General features: G+C 40.1%; 16 protein-coding genes. 2 read left to right on the forward strand and 14 right to left on the reverse strand.

Going from position 1 to position 20,607, the window contains the following annotated elements:
- Positions 1-67: 67 nt before the first annotated feature.
- Complete coding sequence (locus PO903_RS16800; protein WP_069328626.1) at positions 68-631, forward strand: GNAT family N-acetyltransferase; 564 nt, start codon at positions 68-70, stop codon at positions 629-631.
- A 28-nt stretch (positions 632-659) separates the two neighbouring features.
- Here the strand turns inward: PO903_RS16800 and PO903_RS16805 are convergent, their stop codons facing one another.
- The 12 genes from PO903_RS16805 to PO903_RS16860 form a co-directional block, all read right to left on the reverse strand.
- Positions 660-1,163 carry a ferritin gene (locus PO903_RS16805; RefSeq protein ID WP_069328627.1) on the reverse strand — a complete coding sequence of 168 codons (504 nt, stop codon included), beginning with the start codon at positions 1,161-1,163 and terminating at the stop codon, positions 660-662.
- A gap of 193 nt (positions 1,164-1,356) precedes the next feature.
- Positions 1,357-1,713, reverse strand: coding sequence for a DUF948 domain-containing protein (locus PO903_RS16810; RefSeq protein ID WP_137221904.1), 357 nt, complete (start codon positions 1,711-1,713; stop codon positions 1,357-1,359).
- A 62-nt stretch (positions 1,714-1,775) separates the two neighbouring features.
- Positions 1,776-3,503, reverse strand: a complete 1,728-nt coding sequence (poxB, locus tag PO903_RS16815) for a ubiquinone-dependent pyruvate dehydrogenase (protein ID WP_069328629.1) — start codon at positions 3,501-3,503, stop codon at positions 1,776-1,778.
- Between the two features lie 182 nt (positions 3,504-3,685).
- Positions 3,686-4,408 (reverse strand): YebC/PmpR family DNA-binding transcriptional regulator, encoded by a 723-nt coding sequence (locus tag PO903_RS16820; RefSeq protein ID WP_069328630.1) that lies wholly within the window; start codon positions 4,406-4,408, stop codon positions 3,686-3,688.
- Between the two features lie 255 nt (positions 4,409-4,663).
- A complete protein-coding gene (locus PO903_RS16825) occupies positions 4,664-5,005 on the reverse strand; it encodes a hypothetical protein (protein ID WP_273594042.1) in 342 nt (113 codons plus the stop codon).
- Positions 5,006-5,175: 170 nt separating this feature from the next.
- The gene (abc-f, locus tag PO903_RS16830; RefSeq protein ID WP_273594043.1) at positions 5,176-6,732 is read right to left on the reverse strand and encodes a ribosomal protection-like ABC-F family protein; all 1,557 of its coding nucleotides are present in this window, start codon (positions 6,730-6,732) and stop codon (positions 5,176-5,178) included.
- Positions 6,733-6,919: 187 nt separating this feature from the next.
- The gene (gene cysI, locus PO903_RS16835; RefSeq protein WP_273594044.1) at positions 6,920-8,647 is read right to left on the reverse strand and encodes an assimilatory sulfite reductase (NADPH) hemoprotein subunit; all 1,728 of its coding nucleotides are present in this window, start codon (positions 8,645-8,647) and stop codon (positions 6,920-6,922) included.
- Positions 8,648-8,710: 63 nt separating this feature from the next.
- Complete coding sequence (locus PO903_RS16840; RefSeq protein ID WP_273594670.1) at positions 8,711-10,552, reverse strand: assimilatory sulfite reductase (NADPH) flavoprotein subunit; 1,842 nt, start codon at positions 10,550-10,552, stop codon at positions 8,711-8,713.
- Positions 10,553-10,716: 164 nt separating this feature from the next.
- Complete coding sequence (locus PO903_RS16845) at positions 10,717-11,895, reverse strand: alanyl-tRNA editing protein (protein WP_273594045.1); 1,179 nt, start codon at positions 11,893-11,895, stop codon at positions 10,717-10,719.
- Positions 11,896-12,087: 192 nt separating this feature from the next.
- Complete coding sequence (locus PO903_RS16850; protein WP_273594046.1) at positions 12,088-12,528, reverse strand: GNAT family N-acetyltransferase; 441 nt, start codon at positions 12,526-12,528, stop codon at positions 12,088-12,090.
- A gap of 23 nt (positions 12,529-12,551) precedes the next feature.
- Positions 12,552-13,574 carry an acyltransferase family protein gene (locus tag PO903_RS16855; RefSeq protein ID WP_273594047.1) on the reverse strand — a complete coding sequence of 341 codons (1,023 nt, stop codon included), beginning with the start codon at positions 13,572-13,574 and terminating at the stop codon, positions 12,552-12,554.
- A 304-nt stretch (positions 13,575-13,878) separates the two neighbouring features.
- Complete coding sequence (locus tag PO903_RS16860; RefSeq protein ID WP_273594048.1) at positions 13,879-16,617, reverse strand: family 78 glycoside hydrolase catalytic domain; 2,739 nt, start codon at positions 16,615-16,617, stop codon at positions 13,879-13,881.
- A gap of 162 nt (positions 16,618-16,779) precedes the next feature.
- On the opposite strand from PO903_RS16860, the gene PO903_RS16865 reads away from it, so the two are divergent.
- Positions 16,780-17,658, forward strand: a complete 879-nt coding sequence (locus tag PO903_RS16865; RefSeq protein WP_273594049.1) for an AraC family transcriptional regulator — start codon at positions 16,780-16,782, stop codon at positions 17,656-17,658.
- Here the strand turns inward: PO903_RS16865 and PO903_RS16870 are convergent.
- Both PO903_RS16870 and PO903_RS16875 read right to left on the reverse strand, forming a co-directional pair.
- A complete protein-coding gene (locus PO903_RS16870; protein ID WP_273594050.1) occupies positions 17,655-18,713 on the reverse strand; it encodes an LLM class flavin-dependent oxidoreductase in 1,059 nt (352 codons plus the stop codon). The genes PO903_RS16865 and PO903_RS16870 overlap by 4 nt on opposite strands.
- 119 nt (positions 18,714-18,832) lie before the next feature.
- The gene (locus tag PO903_RS16875; protein ID WP_273594051.1) at positions 18,833-20,500 is read right to left on the reverse strand and encodes a diguanylate cyclase; all 1,668 of its coding nucleotides are present in this window, start codon (positions 20,498-20,500) and stop codon (positions 18,833-18,835) included.
- Between the last annotated feature and the right edge of the window lie 107 nt (positions 20,501-20,607).

Consider the following 20,607-nt stretch of genomic DNA (forward strand, 5'->3'; position numbering starts at 1 on the left):
GTTGGTTAGAATATAGGATGTTTGGTCTAATAGAATAAGGAAAGCGATATTGTGGAGGGAGAACGGTATGACATCATTACAATGGGTTACAACTACAACATGGGATGAATCATTATGGCAAAAGATTCAACCTATTTATGAAGAAGCATTTCCACATGGAGCGAAGCCCAAAAGGATATTGCGTACCATGCTGGAGCAAAATCATACGTTTATTCATGCTTTAATGGATCAAGATCAGGTAATAGCGATGGCGATCACGGGTCTGGTCGGTTCTTCTGCTGAATATATATTAATTATTGATTATATGGCTGTGCATCACGATTGGCGTGATCAAGGAATTGGGATGTCTTTTTTGGAACAGATCAAGCAATGGGCGATTCAGGAGTATTCTTTGGCGGCTATTGTGATCGAAGTGGAAGCTGAGGATACTCCGCTGAATCAAAGCCGATTATTATTTTGGGAAAAGTGCGGCTTTATTGCGACCTCTTATGTACATCAATATATCTGGGTTCCCGAACCTTATCGTGCAATGGTATTACCTGTACAAGCTGACTTTGTTGTCGATGATCAAGGAGAATCTCTATTTCGTCATATTATTTCTTTCCATGAAAAAGCCTACCGTAAAAGGTAGGCTTTTTGGATTTTAGTTTTTTATTTTATTATAGTGCAGGAGCAGTGAACGAACGTCCAGCAAATTCGGTATCCATCATATAGAAAGCATTACTGTCTTGTTCAATACGACGTAACTTTTGGATTAGATTATCGAACAAAGCCTCTTCTTCTACTTGCTCATCAATAAACCATTTCAAGAAATAGATGGTTGCATGTTCACGCTCATTAAGCGCTAAATCTGCCAGATGATAAAACTTCTCTGTATTTCGTTTCTCATGTGCATAGCCATGTTCAAATACATCAAGCATCGATGTGTATTCGTTGGTTGGTTCAGGCATCGCTGTAAGTGTAGCACGGTATCCACGGTCATTTAGAAATTTGTAGATTTTCATCGCATGGAAACGTTCTTCTTCTGCTTGAACAATAAAGAAGTTAGCAAATCCATCCAGACTTTCTCCTGAACAGTAAGCAGCCATTGCCATATACGTATGCGCCGAATAAAATTCAAAGTTCATTTGTTCGTTTAAAGAATGTATTAATTCATTTGCCATGATTCAGACACCTCGACCTCTATGTAATATAGATTGATTATAACACAGAATTGTCGAACTTATTTTGAATATCTAGTGACTCTCAATTGTGACCAAGTCTTGTATGATCTTGTATGTTAATGATTGAATTACAAAAAAACAGGATCATATGCACAAAAGTATGCAGATGATCCTGTTGATTTGTTTATGATGATTAATAACGAGATGAGGATTGAAGTGAAGGTTGATGTTCACCTGTGCTTTCAGAATAAGTAGACGTAGATGTCGTCAACGTTGATTCTTCTTTCATCGAAAATAGTGCTTTCACTTCATGCAGACATAACATGAATGAGTTACCGATTTCTTTGGTATTATCCCCTGCTCCTTTAATCGTCGCCATTGCTACTTTCAAGTCAGCAGACTTTTGTTGCGCTTCACCTTTAATACGATCTACATTTTTCTTTACACCATCTACATCTTTTTTGACATCATCCAAAGTCAATTTGATCTGGTCTGCGGTGGCTTTACATTTGTCGATACTTTTTTTGATATCTTTAATCGGGTTACCCATAAGAGTACCTCCTTGTGTTTTTCTTTGTTTTCTCATACTATCTATTACCCAAAAGAAATGATTTAACGTAAAAGATTACTTTTTGCCAAATCAATGATCTCATCACCACGTCCATTAAGGATCGCTTTCATACTCCATACTGTAAATCCTTCTGCTTGTTTGAGTGTGATTTTCGGTGGCATGGATAGTTCTTGACGGTTAATGACCACATCAAGTAGTACAGGACCATCATGAGCAAGCATACGCTCAATTGCAGAAGGAAGGTCAGCAGGATCTTCAACTCGAATCCCCATAATGCCTAACGCATTTGCTACAGCCGAAAAGTCAGGGTTCACAAGCGAAGTCCCTGTTTCAAGAAAACCTGCTGCTTTCATTTCCAGTTCGACAAAGCCAAGTGCGCCGTTATTGAAGACAACAGTCTTGATAGGCAATTGATGTTGTTTTAACGTCAATAGATCGCCCATTAACATCGATAACCCACCATCACCGGATAAAGAGATCACCTGACGCTCTGGAGCGGTGGCTTGCGCTCCGATCGCTTGTGGAAGTGCATTTGCCATCGTCCCATGATTAAATGAGCCCAAAAGACGACGTTGACCGTTCATTTGTAGATAACGAGCCGCCCATACTGTTGGCGTCCCGACGTCTGCTGTAAAGATCGCATCATCAGTCGCTGCATCACTTAACAGTTTCATGAGGTATTGCGGATGAATTGGAGTATGCCCTGGTTTGCCAACAGCTAATTCATCTAGTCCTTCGCGTACTTTGGTATAACGATCTACACATTTCTGCAAATGATTCGAATCATGTACTGTTGTAAGTAAAGGTAATAATTGTTCTATCGTATGTTTGACATCTCCGCAGAGTCCGTAATTCACATTTGTCCGTCTTCCGATATGAGAAGGATCAATATCCACTTGCAAAATAATGGCTTTCTCAGGATAAAATTGACGATACGGGAAATCAGTACCTAACATTAAGAGTACATCACAATCCATCATCGTATGATAACCGGAAGAATAACCGATCAATCCTGATAAACCTGCAAAATAAGGATTGTTATATTCTAAATGTTCTTTCCCTCTAAGCGCAGTCACCATTGGAGATTGCAATCGTTCTGCTAATTGCATCACTTCAGCATGAGCACCTTTACATCCTGCACCACATAATAGACTGATTTTTTTGCCTTCGTTTAAGTAGGTGGCTAGCTTTTGCAATTCATCTGTGGAAGGGTGAACGACTGGACGAGTCACATGACCGGGAATTTCAGATACAGGATGTTTTCCTGCTTCTAGTGCAGCAATATCTCCGGGTAAAATAATAACGGATACTGTAGATTGCGCTATAGCTGTCTGGATCGCCATGTTGATCGTACGTGGCATTTGCTTCTCTGTCATAATCGTTTCACAAAAAGCACTACATTCTTGAAAAATTTGTTCTGGATGTGTCGCCTGAAAATAACTACTTCCAATCTCATCACTTGGAATATGAGCAGCAATGGCTAGCACAGGTACACGATTGCGATAACAATCATACAATCCATTAATTAAATGCAGATTACCCGGGCCACTACTTCCTGCACAGACAGCAATACTACCTTCTAATTCCGCTTCTGCTCCTGCGGCAAAAGCAGCCACTTCTTCATGACGAACATGAATCCACTGGATTTGACCGGATCGACGTACAGAATCCATAATAGCGTTCAATGAATCGCCTACGATTCCGTAAATGCGTTTAACACCTGCATTGATTAATGATTCTACAACTGAATCTGCAATATTTTTTTTCATGTACAGTCACCTTCTCATTTCCTATAGTCTATTCTTTATTTAATCTTTCGACATAATTCATTCTTTACCCGCAGAGTCACCTTTCTCAAACAATATGTAATTATATACAAAAGCCCTCTACCGAATAAACAGGCAAAGGGCTTAAAGTAATCTATCATATATCCTACTACATACGTAGAATCTTAGTCTTCGAACTCTACATTGTGATAAACCTGTTGTACATCTTCCAAGTCTTCAAGCGCATCAATTAATTTTTCAAATTGTGCATACGCTGCTTCATCCGGAAGAGTAAGGTAATTTTGTGGCAACATCGTTAATTCAGCAACGGTAAATTCAGTAACACCGGCTTCTTTGAACGCTTCTTGTACAGCATGGAATTGATCCGGTTCAGCATAGACAATAACCGCTTCATCTTCTTCAAGAATATCGCGAGCATCAACATCTGCTTCCATCAAAATTTCCAAGACTTCATCTGCTGTTTTGCCTGTGATTCCGATTACTGCTGTAGAATCGAACATGTAAGCAACAGAACCAGCCACACCCATATTACCGCCGTTTTTGTTAAAAGCAGAACGAACTTCTGGTGCAGTACGGTTTACGTTATTAGTTAAAGCGTCCACAATAATCATAGAACCATTTGGACCAAAGCCTTCATAACGAAGTTCAGCATACTGCTCATCTCCGCTACCTTTTGCTTTTTCAAGTGCACGATCGATAATCGCTTTAGGTACGTTATATGTTTTTGCGCGTTCAACAACGACTTTCAATGCACGGTTAGTTTCCGGATCGGGATCGCCTTTCTTCGCAGCTACATAAATTTCAACTCCAAATTTGGCATAGACACGACTTGTGTTAGCATCTTTTGAAGCTTTCTTCTCTTTAATATTATTCCATTTACGGCCCATAGTTATCCCGCTCTCTTTCTAATATTAAATCTATATAATCAGTCAGTGTCTAATTATACTCGTAAAAAGATGCGTGAACAAGTTCATTCCTGCTGTTTCTGTTCATTTTGGTTCACAATAACGTGCATATCCAGTCATCTTTTCCAAATAACAGCACTTTCAGCAGATGTTCATTTGCCTTTAGGACGGAATGTTTCGTCAGGATAACCTTGTATCTATGTACTTCTCCATTCAATCCTATTGACCCTTATTCATTTATTCATTGGTCTTGAACTTACGGATATTTACAATAATATTATAGATCGTGCCGACAATATATACAGCAAGCAGTACATAAGCAATCATATTAGCTGTAGTGGATTTGACATAGATTAATAGATAAAGAGCAACAAACAGAAATTCAGTATTGAGAAAAACAAACAGCAGTTTTTTCGCAATTTCTTCAGGTGTAAAGGCAAGAACACCATGGCTAGGTTCCACAACTGCTCCACTTTGCTTACGTTTGTTACTCAGACTCATCCAACGTAGACCTGTCATGATAATCCCTACAGCAATTAAACCAATCACGATCAATAAAGCAATCTCCAGATTGTTCATTTGATTCTCCTTTGAAATGAATAAAAAGTAGTCGATCTCTCTTATTAATGTAAGATTAGACTTCGTTTTACATTATACAATAACTTTTATATCAATATATACATTTAAAAATAAACAATAAAAAAGAGTGCCTGTAAGCACTCTTTCTACTGTAATCTCTATTTATTAAATTAAAATACTTTTGTTGTCCAATCTTCACAATTCCAAGTCTCTGTCACGATATCACGATAGAATTCAGGTTCGTGAGAGATCATCAAAATACTGCCTTTGTACGCTTGAAGCGCACGTTTAAGCTCGTCTTTGGCATCGACATCCAAATGGTTCGTTGGCTCATCCAGTACAAGAATATTCGTTTCACGATTGATCAATTTACAGAGACGAACTTTAGCTTTTTCGCCACCGCTCAGTACAGCAATTTTACTTTCGATATGCTTGGTCGTTAGTCCACATTTGGCTAGTGCAGCACGAACTTCGAACTGGGAATACGAAGGGAACTCTTTCCAAATCTCTTCAATACAAGAATTGTAATTGTCGCCTTTCATTTCTTGCTCAAAATAACCAATTTGCTGATGTTCTCCACGTTGTACCGTACCCGAAATCGCTTGAATTTCGCCTAGAATGCTACGTAGTAATGTCGTTTTACCAATACCATTGGCACCGACTAAAGCGATTTTTTGACCACGTTCCATTTTGAGATCAAGCGGTCTGGACAATGGCTCATCATAACCAATAATCAAATTGTTCGTTTCGAAAATCAATTTGCCTGCGGTACGACCGACTTTGAAGTTGAACTGCGGTTTCGGACGTTCTTGTGCAAGTTCGATCACATCCATTTTATCCAGCTTCTTCTGACGGGACATCGCCATATTACGAGTCGCTACACTTGCTTTGTTACGTGCTACAAAGTCTTTTAACTGTGAAATCTCTTGTTGTTGACGCTTGAAAGCAGATTCGAGCTGTTGTTTTTTCATATCATAGACTTCTTGGAAGTAATCATAATCGCCTACATAACGGCTTAATTCCTGATTTTCCATATGGTAAATAATATTGATCACACTATTTAAGAAAGGAATATCATGAGAGATCAGAATAAAAGCATTCTCATAATCAAGCAAATAGCGCTTCAACCATTCAATATGCACTTCATCTAGATAGTTGGTCGGCTCATCCAGCAAAAGGATATCTGGTTTTTCAAGCAGCAATTTGGCAAGTAAGACTTTGGTACGTTGACCACCACTGAGATCGTTCACATCTTTATCAAGACCGATATCTGTTAATCCTAGACCACGCGCCGTTTCATCGACTTTGGCATCGATCAAGTAGAAATCTTGAGCAGTTAGTGTATCTTGAATCGTACCCACTTGCTCTAACAATTCTTCTAGTTCTTCAGGAGTCACATCTCCCATTTTGCCGTACATATCATTCATCTCTTGCTCCATATCAAGCAAGTATTGGAAAGCACCTTTTAATACATCACGAATACTCATGCCTTTATCCAGAATAGCATGTTGATCCAAATAACCTACACGTACACGCTTCGACCATTCTACTTTACCTTCATCTGGCTGTAATTTGCCTGTAACGATATTCATAAAAGTAGACTTACCTTCACCATTCGCTCCGATTAAGCCGATATGCTCGCCTTTTAGCAGACGAAATGATACATCTTTAAAAATAGCACGATCACCAAATCCGTGACTTAACTTCTCTACATTTAATATACTCATGGTTGATATAACACCTTTTCTGTTAGACTTTTTTCCTCGTTTTATTATAGGGGGAAATCGTTAACAACTCAACGTTATAATTGCGGAGATTTTATAATTGAAATACATAAAAAAATCCTTTACAGCATAAAAGGTACTGTAAAGGATTTGGATATAATCATTTAAATTGTAGCTGAGATACTAATCATTAAGCATGGAACTGCATACCGTCTAATACTTCTTCTACATAACCTGCACGAATTACAAAATCACCGAAATGCTCGCCAGCGATCCGTTCTTTGGCATATTGATTCACCATCGGACGTAGTGAGTTCAAAATCTCTTCTTCACCAATGTTTTCTTTGTATAGCTTGTTTAGACGATGCCCTGTAAAGCTACCGCCTAGATACATATTGTATTTCCCAGGAGCTTTACCAATAAATGAAATCTCCGCGAGTGCTGGACGTGCGCATCCATTAGGACAACCTGTCATACGAATCACGATATCTTCATCACGTAGACCTGCTTCTTCTAAGATCGGTTCAATCTTATCAATCAACTCAGGTAAATAACGCTCTGCTTCTGCCATCGCCATTCCACATGTTGGTAACGATACACAAGCCATCGAATTACGACGAAGAGCAGAATAATGAGCACCTGCGGTTAATTGATGACGCTCAATCAGTTCTTCAATCTTTTTCTTTTTGCGATTGCTTACATTGCCAATAATTAGATTTTGGTTAGCTGTGAGGCGGAAGTCACCATCATGAATTTTGGCAATTTCACGTAAGCCTGTCATCAACTGATAATCACCATCATCCATAATCCGTCCATTTTGAATAAATAAAGTCAGGTGGGATCTGCCATTACTGCCTTTTACCCAACCGTAACGATCTCCATTATGATCAAAATGGAATGCACGTGCACTCTGCAACTGCCAGCCTAGACGCTCATGTAGTTCGTCTATAAACCACTGTAGACCACGATCATCAATCGTATACTTGAAGCGAGCATGCTTACGTACCGCACGATCACCATAGTCACGCTGTATCGTGACTGTTTTCTCAGCCACATCAATCATTTGTTCTGGTGTGCAGAATCCGATCACTTTAGACACTTGCGGATATGTTTTGTCATCTCCGTGTGTCATGCCCATACCGCCACCCACTGAAACGTTGAATCCGAGCAATACATCATTTTCGACCACAGCGATAAAGCCTAAATCTTGTGAAAATACATCTACATCATTAGAAGGTGGAACCGCAATCCCAATCTTGAACTTACGTGGCAAATAGACTGCGCCATAGATCGGTTCTGGTTCTACATCATTGCTGTCGATAATCTTCTCTTCATCCAACCAGATCTCGTGATACGCTCTTGTCTTCGGATCGAGATGATCACTGACTTTACAAGCCCACTCGTACACTTGAGCATGTACATCTGATTGATAGGGATTCGGATTACACATCACGTTACGGTTCACGTCTCCACAAGCCGCAAGTGTACTCAGTAACGACTCGTTAACTTCACGAATCGTATTTTTCAAATTCCATTTCAATACACCATGCAACTGAAACGATTGACGTGTCGTTAAGCGAATCGTATCGTTGCCGTATTTATGAGAAATACTATCCATCATCAGCCATTGTTCCGGTGTCACCACACCACCAGAAGCACGCACACGTAGCATAAATTGATAAGCAGGTTCTAACTTCTGCTTATTACGTTCGGTACGTAGATCACGATCATCCTGCATGTAGCTACCATGATGCTTCATTAGACGGTTATCATCTTCTGGAATCGAACCGGTAATCGGATCTTTCAATGTTTCCTCTAAGCTACCTCGTAAATAATTACTATTGCGTTTGATATCCTCAACATCGCTATGCGCTCGATCATGTGGAGGATACGGTTTTTCTTTTTCTAGATTCCCCATCTAACTGTCTCCTCTCGATATCTACAGAATGAATCAAGTTCAACCGCTTGGAACCTTGAACGTTTAATACACATCCCGTTGATAACGTTTTTCCTGTTGCATCCGTGTTAAATATTCAGTCGCTTCTTCAGGGCTTAATTGACCTTCTTGAGCGATAATTTGTTCAAGTGTTAAATGTACATCGTTCGCCATCTGTTTCTCATCACCACATACATAGATAGCCGCACCTTCTTGAAGCCACTCGAATAACTCTTTGCTACGTTCTAACATGCGGTGCTGTACATAGACTTTGTCAGCTGTATCACGGGAGAAAGCAACATCCATACGAGTTAACGCACCATCTTTAAGCCAGCGTTGCCATTCGGTCTGGTACAAGAAATCAGTAGCAAAATGCTGATCTCCATAGAATAACCATGACTTACCAGAAGCTCCTGTTTCTTCACGTTCTCCAACAAATGCTCTAAAAGGCGCTACTCCTGTACCCGGGCCGATCATAATAATCGGTGTCTCTGGATTCTCAGGTAAACGGAAATTATCATTATGCTGAATATAGACAGGTAATGTATCACCCGCTTCTAGACGCTCTGCCAAATGAACCGAGCATACGCCATAACGTTCACGACCTCGTGCTTCATAACGAACCGCTCGAACAGTAACATGAACTTCTTCTGGGAAAGCTTGTGGACTACTTGCAATCGAATACAAACGTGCAGGAATTTTACGTAATACTGAAGTGAATTCTTGGGCAGACACGCCTGCAAAAGAATGATCTTGTATCAGATCCAGCAGATCAATGCCGCTGATATAAGCACGAAGGTCTTGTTCACGACCCGGTGCGACTAATGCTTTTAGTTCATCACTTGAAGATAATTCTGCTAATTGCTGAACAATCGGCTTGGTAACTGTTGTAATCTCATAATGATGAAGCAACGCTTCGTGTAGAGAAGCTTGATCGCCATGTTTGCTAATCGTAACGATATCATCACTATTCCAGCTCATTGCAGAGATGATATCATTAACTAATTGCGGATGATTCTGTGGATAGACACCCAGACTATCGCCAGGTTGGTATTCCAGATGTGAACCTTCTAATGAAAGTTCAATATGGCGAGTCTCCCGACTGGAACCACGTCCGTTCAGGTTAAGATTCTCCAATACTTCAGCTTGAAAAGGATTCGTCCGTGTATATTCTGATTCAACTGTACTGGATACCGTGGGTTGATCTGTCGTAGCAGAACTAGCTGAAGCGGTTGCCGATTGCGTCAAAGCAGCCAGTACATCATTCATCCATGCTGTTGCCGGTTCTTCGAAATCCACATCACAATCAACACGAGGTACAAGACGTTCTGCACCCAACTCTGCTAAGCGCTTGTCGAAATCTTTTCCAGTCTGGCAAAAGAATTCATATGAAGTATCGCCCAATCCCAACACTGCAAAGCGTGCATGTTCTAATTGAGGCGCTCGTTTACTATGCACAAATTCGAAAAAAGGAATCGCATTATCCGGCGGATCTCCTTCTCCTTGAGTACTTACCACGATCAGCAGATTTTCTACTTTTTTCAATTGATTAGGCTTGAAGTCGCCCATCGATGAAAGTGTAATCTGAAAACCTTGCTCTTCTAATTTTTTAGACATCTTTTTCGCTAAGCCGTTACTATTACCAGTCTGTGATCCAAAAAGGATCGTTACGTCTTTGGAAAAGGATACCGTTTCTGTTGTTGTAGGGCTTGTCTCTACTGGCGTAGCAACAGCGCTTGCTGTTGTCGGACCTGCCGCCGTTTCAGGCAATGCCGCAATATATCCACTAAGCCAAATACGTTGTGTGGTATTTAGCGTAGGCAGAAGACGATTTAGCAGATCGACCTGCTCTTGATTAAAAGGACTATTCATCACTTGAAGTTCCAACAATATCCACCCCATCTGTAGCATCCTGCGATACTAATTCCTAGTATTGTGATCAGAATTAATTTACTTCTTTGAACTTATCATAGTGCGATGTAGCGGTCAATTGACTTCCAATCAGAATGCCTTATAGTACTTATCAGTTCTGCTGATAAACGACACCCTATTTAATGCATAATGCCGAGTTGTTGTTCTGCAAAAGTATAAAAGGCGATGAGATCAGCTTCAGATGTAAATGTAGCTTGTGCAGACAGATCACTTCCTCCACCTTTTCCATTAAACGTCGACAGATGCTCTTTAAAGAAAGCTCCACATTCTAACTGAGGATGACCGTTCTGAGCTAGAAATACTTTGTATTCACTTGAGGTTGCCAAAAGTACAATCAATGGTTGCTCAGCCATCAAGTTTGCCGCTATACGTTGCAAATCAGGTAATGTTTTGTGTTCAAACATATGAGTTAATTGTTGATTTTGAATCTGAGACGATAATTGCTTGGCTTCATGTATATCGTTAGCTTTACGCAATTGTTCTAATTCTGTTTTGAGTTGTTGTTGATCTTCTTCCCATTTGCCAAAGCGTTCTAGAATGTCTTTGCGACCAGTATTGAATTTGACAGCAAGCGTATTCAAAATATCCAGACTATTGTTATAATCTTGAAGAGCACGAGCACCGCATTTGAAATATAGACGGATACTCCCTTTTTGTTTTTCAGCTTTGAACAATTTGATGATGCTGATCTGCCCGGTTTGCGCTACATGTGTGCCTCCACAAGCATTATACTCAACACCTTCTATCTCCACGATTCGAATATGTTCAGTCACTTTAGGCATTTTGACGATGGGTAATTGAGCCAATTGTTCTGCATTAACAAAATAACTTTTTATTGCCAGATTATTATAAATACGTTGATTAACCGCTTGCTCTAATGTAGTCATTTCTGCATCACTAAACGATGAACGGTCAATATCTATTGTGACCATATCTTGTCCCAAATGAAAACTAAGTGTCGGGGCATCGAATAATTGAAGTGCTGTCGCTGATAATAAATGCTGACCGGTATGATGTTGCATATGATCGAATCGACGTTCCCAGTTCAATTGACAGTCTGCTTGATCCTCGATTGGTAATCGCTCTACTTGATGCCAGATAACCTCTTCTTCTTTCACTACATCCAGTACAGCAATATCATTAATAACTCCTGTATCACAAGGCTGTCCTCCACCATGCGGGTAAAAAGCAGTCTCTGCCAAACGAACAAAGTACTGCTCATCTTGTTCCTTGCGTTCGACAATCGTGGTTGTCCATTCTCGCAAAAATGAATCATTATAATATAAAATAGCTGACATAATCATTTCCTTTCTTCATATACACGTTCTGATTTATACTTCATTATCATATCTTGCCGATAGGGAGTCGTCTAGTGAACGTCATATCTATTCCGTCTCATACCCACGCAATCAATCATAATAAAAAAACGTTAGTGAAGTATCTGCAACAGATTCTACTACTGATCTGTTCAACACATACTTCATTAACGTTTAAGAGAAATGCTTGATCATTTGACGATGATTAATGCCGACTTCAGTAAAAGGTTCTCCGATCGACAAGTAATTCATTTTTTCATAAAAAGGAATAGCATTCTCACGCGCATGTAACATAATCGTTGTATATCCTTCAGTCACTGCTATATGTTCGGCGAGTTCGACCAACTTTTTACCCACTTGCTTTCCTCTAGCCGTTTCACTCACAGCAACCTGCTTCATCTGTACTTGCTGTGAATCAAGCGGACGTAATAACAGAACACCGATAGTGTCTTTATCAAGAGTGGCACAGATATGAATATCGTGTTGCTCCTGTTGCCACGGATCGTCCCAGATACTGAGTCCGAGAGGTTGCCGTAACACCTGATCACGTAATTCCAGGCAAGCTCGATATTGATCTGTATTCCAATCGATGCGCTGTACTTTCATATCCTCCATACGTTCCTCCATCTATACTTGGTTTATTCAGTCTGGCTTTTGCGATTAGAACGACTCTGGCTATGTTTTAATAATAATTTCATTTTAGGTTCGACTAACCATTTGAAAAGGTAACGGATACTGCTAAAAGATAATACCATCGTTAACATAATGCCTAAAGGAATTAATAATAACTTCTCAGTCGTCGTTGTAAAATGAGCATAAGCATCGCCTGCTGTCAGATACAATACAATAAATCCGTGTAGGAGATACGTATATAGCGTATTTGTCCCCATTGTCGATATCCATGGAAGTGAGCGCTGAGGAATCAAGATCATTACCATTCCACCAATCAGTACAGCAGCCACATAGACAGCAACTCGATAAAGTCCAGCACTCCATTCAGGATGGCCTAACGATTCATAGGAGAAGCTTCCGAAAAACCATTCTTTTTTATACATATAACCATACGAAGACATTATCACATACGTTGATATTAATCCGACGCCTGAAATGATACGCATTGTAGTGGTACGCAACTTCTCGATCCATGATTTATCCATATAATAACCGATTAGAAAGAAAGGGAAAAACACAAGTGTACGCGATACGCTGGCGTAATATTGAGCATCATTTGCATATCCAGCAAGTATAGCGATCCCAATAACAATAGGTAGAGCATAACGAATACGAATAATATAAGGCATTGCGACTTTCCACAAAATCATACTTAAAAAGAACCACATCAACCAGTAAGGGGTAAAATAAGAAAACTTCAATTCTGCTCGATCATATATCCAGAAATCAAATAACGAATATAATGACTCAAACAGCAAATAAGGCACAATTAATCGACTGATAACTTTATTCAAATAATCACCGCTACCAATATTTTTAGCAAAGTAACCGGATATCAGCACGAATAATGGAATATGAAATGTATAAATCATCAAATAAATTGGTCGCAGTACTGGATCTTCATTTAAAGGCTCAATTAAATGACCAATAACGACCAATGTAATCAGAAGGAATTTTAAATTATCAAAATAATAATCTCTCGTGTTCATCTCTTTCGCTCCTTTGCTAGAAGAAAAATGCTATCAAAGACTAGCTGTTCTTCTAGTTCTGTGCTGAGAGGGCACGTTATTATAGGGGTATCTATAGGAATTGAATTGTAAATTTATGCATGTTTTACCCTACAATATTGTTCGTGAATCGCTAACACATTTCGTACGATTATAACAATGCTTGTATGACTATGCCACTTTAGCGTATCACCCAGATCATTTTCCAAATGCAAAAAGCCCTGTTAAATGATGCATTAACAGAGCTTTTTGATGTGATTATAAATGGAGAATACATCTGATGTTATCAACTGATAGGCTTCTGTGTATACGTAAAATGATAATGACCAGAACCAATCGTTACAGAAACAGCGCTTTGGATTTCTTTTACAGTCTGAATCCCTTGAACATCCTGTAATGACTGATCATTTTCTTGGATCGAAGATAATAGCGCATTCTCTAAGATAACGTCAGCAGTGGTATTTGGCGGAATAATGACTTCCAGTTGCCGCTTCTCCCCACTTTCTATCCAACTACATAAAATAGTACCGTAAGCAGACTCTAACGTCGCCCGGGCAGAAGTAATCTCTCCTTCTCCATACAGCGGATGAATCTTAACTTTCTTGTAAGCTGGAAGACTCTCATCCATATCGAGGCCTGCTACATAACGATACAACCATTCTCCTATAGCGCCATAGGCATAATGATTATACGAGTTCATATCGTCCGGCCAGAATGAACCGTCTGGCTTAATACTGTCCCAATGTTCCCAGATCGTTGTGGCGCCTTTGGAAAGAGGATATAACCAAGATGGGTATTGTTCTTGGAGTAATAACTTGATCGCTGTATCGTGATACCCATGATCTGACAATGCAAAGCACAGATACGGTGTGCCTACAAATCCAGTTGTTAAATGATAACCATTTTGGATCACTAAACGATTCAATTCTAAAGCAGTACGTTGTTGATCATGTTCATCTAGCAAATCAAACATTAAGGCTAGAGCATGTGCAGTCTGTGTCGGTGCAGCTAAACGTCCGGCAGGCGTTACAAATTCATGACGGTACGCTTGAATAATCTGCTGAAGACGTTCGCTGTACAATTGTTCATCTTCTACTTCTCCCAACACGACAGCCGTATCACGTACAATCCGTGTAGAATAAGCAAAATAGGAAGTCGCTACCAAATCCGTAGGCGTTGATCCCATATAACTATTTTCTTTAGCATCCAATGCTAACCAATCGCCAAAATGAAATCCTGTATTCCATAGATGCTGATTATTGCCTTGATTGTAAATATAGTCGACCCATGCCTTCATACTGCTATATTGTTCTTGCAATAACTTCTTATCTCCATAATGCAAATACATAACCCACGGACAGATAACAGCCGCATCGCCCCATGCCGCTGAACCAGGCAGTTCTGTATCCCCTTTCTCCTCGTCTAACACACTTAGCACATCAGGCACAACAAACGGTACGCTACCATTGGAGCGCTGATCTGCACTAAGATCACGTAACCATTTTTGGAAAAAAGGTGCGATATTATAATTATAAGCTGCTGTACGTATAAATACCTGTGCATCACCTGTCCAGCCTAAGCGCTCATCTCGTTGTGGGCAATCGGTAGGCACATCCAGAAAATTTCCTCGCTGCCCCCAGACAATATTGCTTTGCAACTGATTGATTAACGGATGAGAACATTCAAATGAACCGGCAATAGGCATATCTGAATGCATCACTTCTCCAGTGAACACCTCCAGTAATTGCTGATCGGTGAGATGATCCAGTCCTTCGACTTGAACATAACGAAATCCTTGAAATGAAAAGCGTGGTGCATGACTGATCTGACGATCTTGTGTATCATCCGCTATATAATGAACCGCCTGCTTAGCAGTTCGCAAATTCCCCCGATAAAAGTTCCCTTGTTGATCTAAAATTTCAGCATGATATAAGGTATATGATGCGCCAGCAGGTAATACACCTGTAAAACGTACTCGTCCTACCATATTCTGCCCCATATCCAATACCGTTTCTCCAGCAGGTGTATGTATAACGTCTACAGGAGTCAACACTTCAGTCACTCGAACAGCCCAATTTTCTTGAGCAATCAGATGATGATAAGGCAATTCTAACACCTTCACTTTGGACCACTCTGAAGCATCAAATAACGGTTGATCCCAACCTTGCTGTTCTAAGGAAGCATCATAATGTTCTCCATCGTAAATAGAAGCTAGTGTAATAGGACTGGGTGCACTTTGCCATGATGTATCTGTACCTATGATTATTTCTTGTCCATCCTCATACCGAAGATGAAGCTGTAACAATAACGCTTTATGTTCTCCGTAATGCTGACGCTGATTCTCCCAACCGAGACGACCGCTATACCATCCATCGGCTAGACTTACCCCTATCGCATTGTCTCCCATGTGCAGATATGCTGTCACATCATAAGTCTGATACTGATGACGATGGTTATAACTTGTCCATCCCGGTGTAAACCATTCATTTCCTACACGCGTCCCATTGATCGTCAGCTCATATAATCCAGCCGCTGAGGCATAGATACGTGCAGAGATCGGTCGACTGGGTAGATTCAATGACTTGCGTAGCTGAAAAACAGATTCGGGTTGCGCATTATGCCATTCCTTCTCAGACGTAATCCACTCTGCTTGCCACTCTGACTGATCAAAGAAAGCCGTCTCCAACCACTGAATAGCACTCCATGCTGACGTTCTTTCCCATTGATCTTGAACTTGGACACGATAATAATAACGTGTTTGAGATTGTAAAGGTGAGCCTGCATACTTAACTTGAATCGATTGATCGCTTTTCACATGTCCAGAATCCCAACAGAGTTGTTGCCAGTTCTGGATATCTTGCGATACCTGTATCCGATAACTAGCTTGTACAGTGGCTCGCTGATCCGATTGAATGATCCAGCTAAATTGAGGATGAGATTGATCGCTACCTAACCATTCGTTACGATATTCGCATTGCAGTTGTATCACTTCTAATCCACTAGGTTGTAACAGAGTATCTTTCATTCGACCCACGCTCCTTCTATCCTAAGATATATACATCTATGAGATGATCTTTTCTTGAGATGAATTCCTTTTTATCATACGATAGTTGTAAGCGTTTAACATGGTGTATTCGGACATCATTATATGGTGAATCAGACATCAGAAAGGACGGAATAACATCTTATGACAATCAAACGCAGAATAGATACGCTGATAGGCGACTACTTTTTCAACAAAGAAATTCCGATCTATATTAATCGAGTCGCAGAATCATATGAACTGCATGAACATATTCATGATTTTTTAGAATTAAATTATGTAAGTGAAGGTACAGGAAGTCATGTCATTAATGGCGTGACCTCTTCTGTCAAAAAAGGAGACCTATTTCTTCTGCCGATGGGCATCTCTCATGTATATCGCCCTTCCACAGCCAGTGATGCCGATCCGTTGATTGTATACAATTGTGTGGTTGATGCGGATTCGCTATTAGAGGTGTTGTCTACTTATCCGGGAAGTGAGGTAATTGAGCCTTTATTAAAAGAAACGCAATATCGTTACTATGATGATCGCTGGCAACAATTTCAGCGTTTATTTGAGCAAGTGTACGAAGAATATCAGCGAGGTCGTGAAGGTTGGGTGATATCGGTCTATACCTATGTTATTCAGATTTTGATTCATTTACAGCGCTTGGATACAGAAACTCAATTACGGATACAACCCTCCTCTTCAGGATGGGAAGATATGGTGCATGAACTTCATACTAATTATGCCGGGTCTATTACTGTATCGGAGATGGCGGCAAAAATGAAAGTCAGTGTTCGTCAGCTTCATCGCTTATTTGTTAAGCATACTGGAGCATCAATGTCTCATTATGTACAGAAGATACGTATTCAAGCAGCTTGTGATTTGTTGCGAACTACAGATCTGTTGATTAGTGAGGTCAGCGAGCAGGTTGGGTATCATGATGTATCTTATTTTCATGCTTTATTCAAAAGAAAAACCGGCTCTGCTCCGAAAGCATATCGCCGGTTAGTTCGTTCTATGAGTTTAGAAAATGATTAACTATTTACAGTATTACGAATCTGAGCCACTTCGCTAATAATTTCATAAGAGCGTAGTCTAGCCTGATGATCGTACAACATACCTGTTACAATCAATTCATCTGCACCTGTATCTGCAATATATTGTGTTAGTTGTTGTTTTACTTTTTCAGGGCCACCTTTGATCGTAGAGCGTAGTTGTTGCTCCACTGCATCTTTTTCATAAGGTGTCCATTTGCTAGACATATCTGTAGGCGGTTGAACTTGACCTGTTTTGCCACGAATAATATTCAAGAATTGCTGTTGCATCGTGGTACCTAACCATTCTGCTTCTTCATCGGTATCGGCAGCAATTGCATTGACACCCACCATAGCATATGGTTTGTCCAAAATAGCAGATGGTTCAAAATGATGACGATAGACAGCTAATGCACGCTGTGTATAATCTGGTGAGAAATGACCTGCAAAAGCAAACGGCAATCCTTTTTGACCAGCTAATTGAGCACTAAAATCACTAGAACCTAACAACCAGATCGGAATATTTAAGCCTTCGCCGGGTACAGCACGAATCGGTGCGTGATAAGAAGTCGCTGATGCATCAAAAAAGGAAGTTAATTCTTGTAGCAATTCAGGGAAATCTTCTCCACTGTCCAATTGACGGCGTAATGCAAGTGTTGTACGACGGTCACTACCTGGCGCACGTCCAAGCCCTAGATCAATCCGACCTGGATACATCGATTCCAAAGTACCGAATTGCTCTGCAATCACAAGTGGCGCATGGTTTGGAAGCATGATTCCACCAGAACCGACACGAATAGTTGAAGTTCCTGCGGCTAAATAGCCAATAACTACTGAAGTTGCTGAACTCGCAATCCCGGGCATATTATGATGCTCGGCAACCCAGTAGCGATTGTAGCCCCATTTTTCAGCATGTTGTGCCATATCTAGACTGTTTTTAAAAGCTTCGCCTGCGGTTGAACCTGCTGTAATAGGTGCAAGGTCAAGTACAGATATCGGTATATTTCCTAATGTATTAGTAGAATGTGATGAATCTGAATGTTGGTGTTGTTCAGACATAATGAATACCTCCTTCTTGTTAATTATGGATGGTCTTATGGATTCACTATCTCTATAGTATACACCTAATTGTTATTAATTATAAGTTATTTATTAAAAATAACTAAATATCTTCTCAATCATTCTATATTTTTGGATATATCTTCGCCACAAATGACCTGATTACGCCCCGCCTTTTTCGCTTCATACAAATAATGATCAGCGATAGCGAGCAATTCTGAACTCGATTGAGCGTGATCAGTAATCGTTGCAATACCGATACTGGCTGTCACTGGTAAGTTACCTGTAATCGGGCTCCAATCTGCTGAACGAATCGCTTCACATAACATATTCGCATACACCCGTCCTTGCTTAAGATCCGTTTCCGGGAAGACGGCTACAAATTCTTCCCCACCAATTCGGGCTACAGCTCCAAGCGATGGAATCGTCAAAGAGAGTATCTTAGCGACATGAACAAGTACAATATCGCCAACTTCATGAGACAATGTATCATTGATTAATTTGAAAAAATCCAGATCGATCATCGCTACGGTTAGAGGTTGATTGAGTACAATGCACCGTTCTAGCAATTTGTTCATATGCACATCCATAAAACGGCGATTATGCAATCCTGTCAACGGATCACGCAGTGCCATTTCTTTGAAATACTCACTATCTCGCTTCGCTTCTTCAGCATCGTACACAATCTGCAATATCCGTGCTCTGGTCTCGCGCTGTGTAGAACGTAACGTTTCGTTTTCTTTGAAAAACATACGATGTTCTTCATAAGCTTCTTGGTAGCGATTGGAAGCGGCATACCATTCTGAACGTTCCAACCGTACTTTGACACTAAGACGACCCAGCCCGTGTTCTTCAGAAATATGAGCAGCTTCATTTAACGTTTTCTCAGCTTCATGCAACTTCCCTTGTAGACGTTGTGCTTTGGCAACCGTTAATAGACATTCGGGCAATGTAGCCAGTTCACCTAATTTGCGTCTACCTACCGGCTCATCTAACAAAGGTTTTAACGTTTTTTCAGCTTCTTCTGGACGACCGGCTTGAATTTCAATAACAGCGATTGTATCTAATTGTTGCGCTTCTAAAGGTACTTTATGTTTAACACTGAGTTCACGCATTTGATCAATTAATTTGAGTGTCTCAGGAATATTTTCACGTTCATAATGCGTATACGCCATATTATTGAGAACGAACATCGATATCTGAAAATCATTAGTATTGGTAGCGATCTCTAGCACTTCTTGAAAACGATGTACTGAATCTTCGTATGCGCCTACTTCATCTAACGTTAACGCCAGTGTCATTAGATGGTCGGCACGGATCGGCAAAGAAGCATCTTCTGGCAAATATTTAAAACCAATTACAGCATTTTCCAGAGCACTCTCGCTATCTCCGATACGTCTATAAAAAGCAGCTAATAAGCGATGACTACGTGCTAATAAATAATGATGATTATGATCAAGTGCCCATTTATTGATGGTACGGATTTTGCGTCCACCTTCTGCAATTTTACCTTGTCTGCCCATAATATCTGCATGAATGAGTTGAGTACGAATAATCAAATCTTCAACATTAAGCGACTTAGCAATTTCCAGACTTTTGCGAACTTCATAGACCGAAAGATTAACATTACGATAAGGCATCATTTCAAGCGTTTCTAATAGTGTGGCAAAAGACTCAGGAGTATGCACAACAGATGCATCGCTCAATAAGGATTTGGTATGCAATTCACGATTAAATATAGCTTTGTCCTGATCGGAAGATTGTGAGTATTCATATTTTTCGGACAAAATATTTCCTCCTTATAGCCCGTCATCATGAGATCATTATGCATAGGGTTTTATAAACTTAACAATGTAATACTTATATTACCATTATGTATATCTAGAAAGAATAG

The sequence above is a fragment of the Paenibacillus sp. PK4536 genome (genome assembly GCF_028594455.2).
Lineage (GTDB): Bacteria > Bacillota > Bacilli > Paenibacillales > Paenibacillaceae > Saccharibacillus > Saccharibacillus nuruki.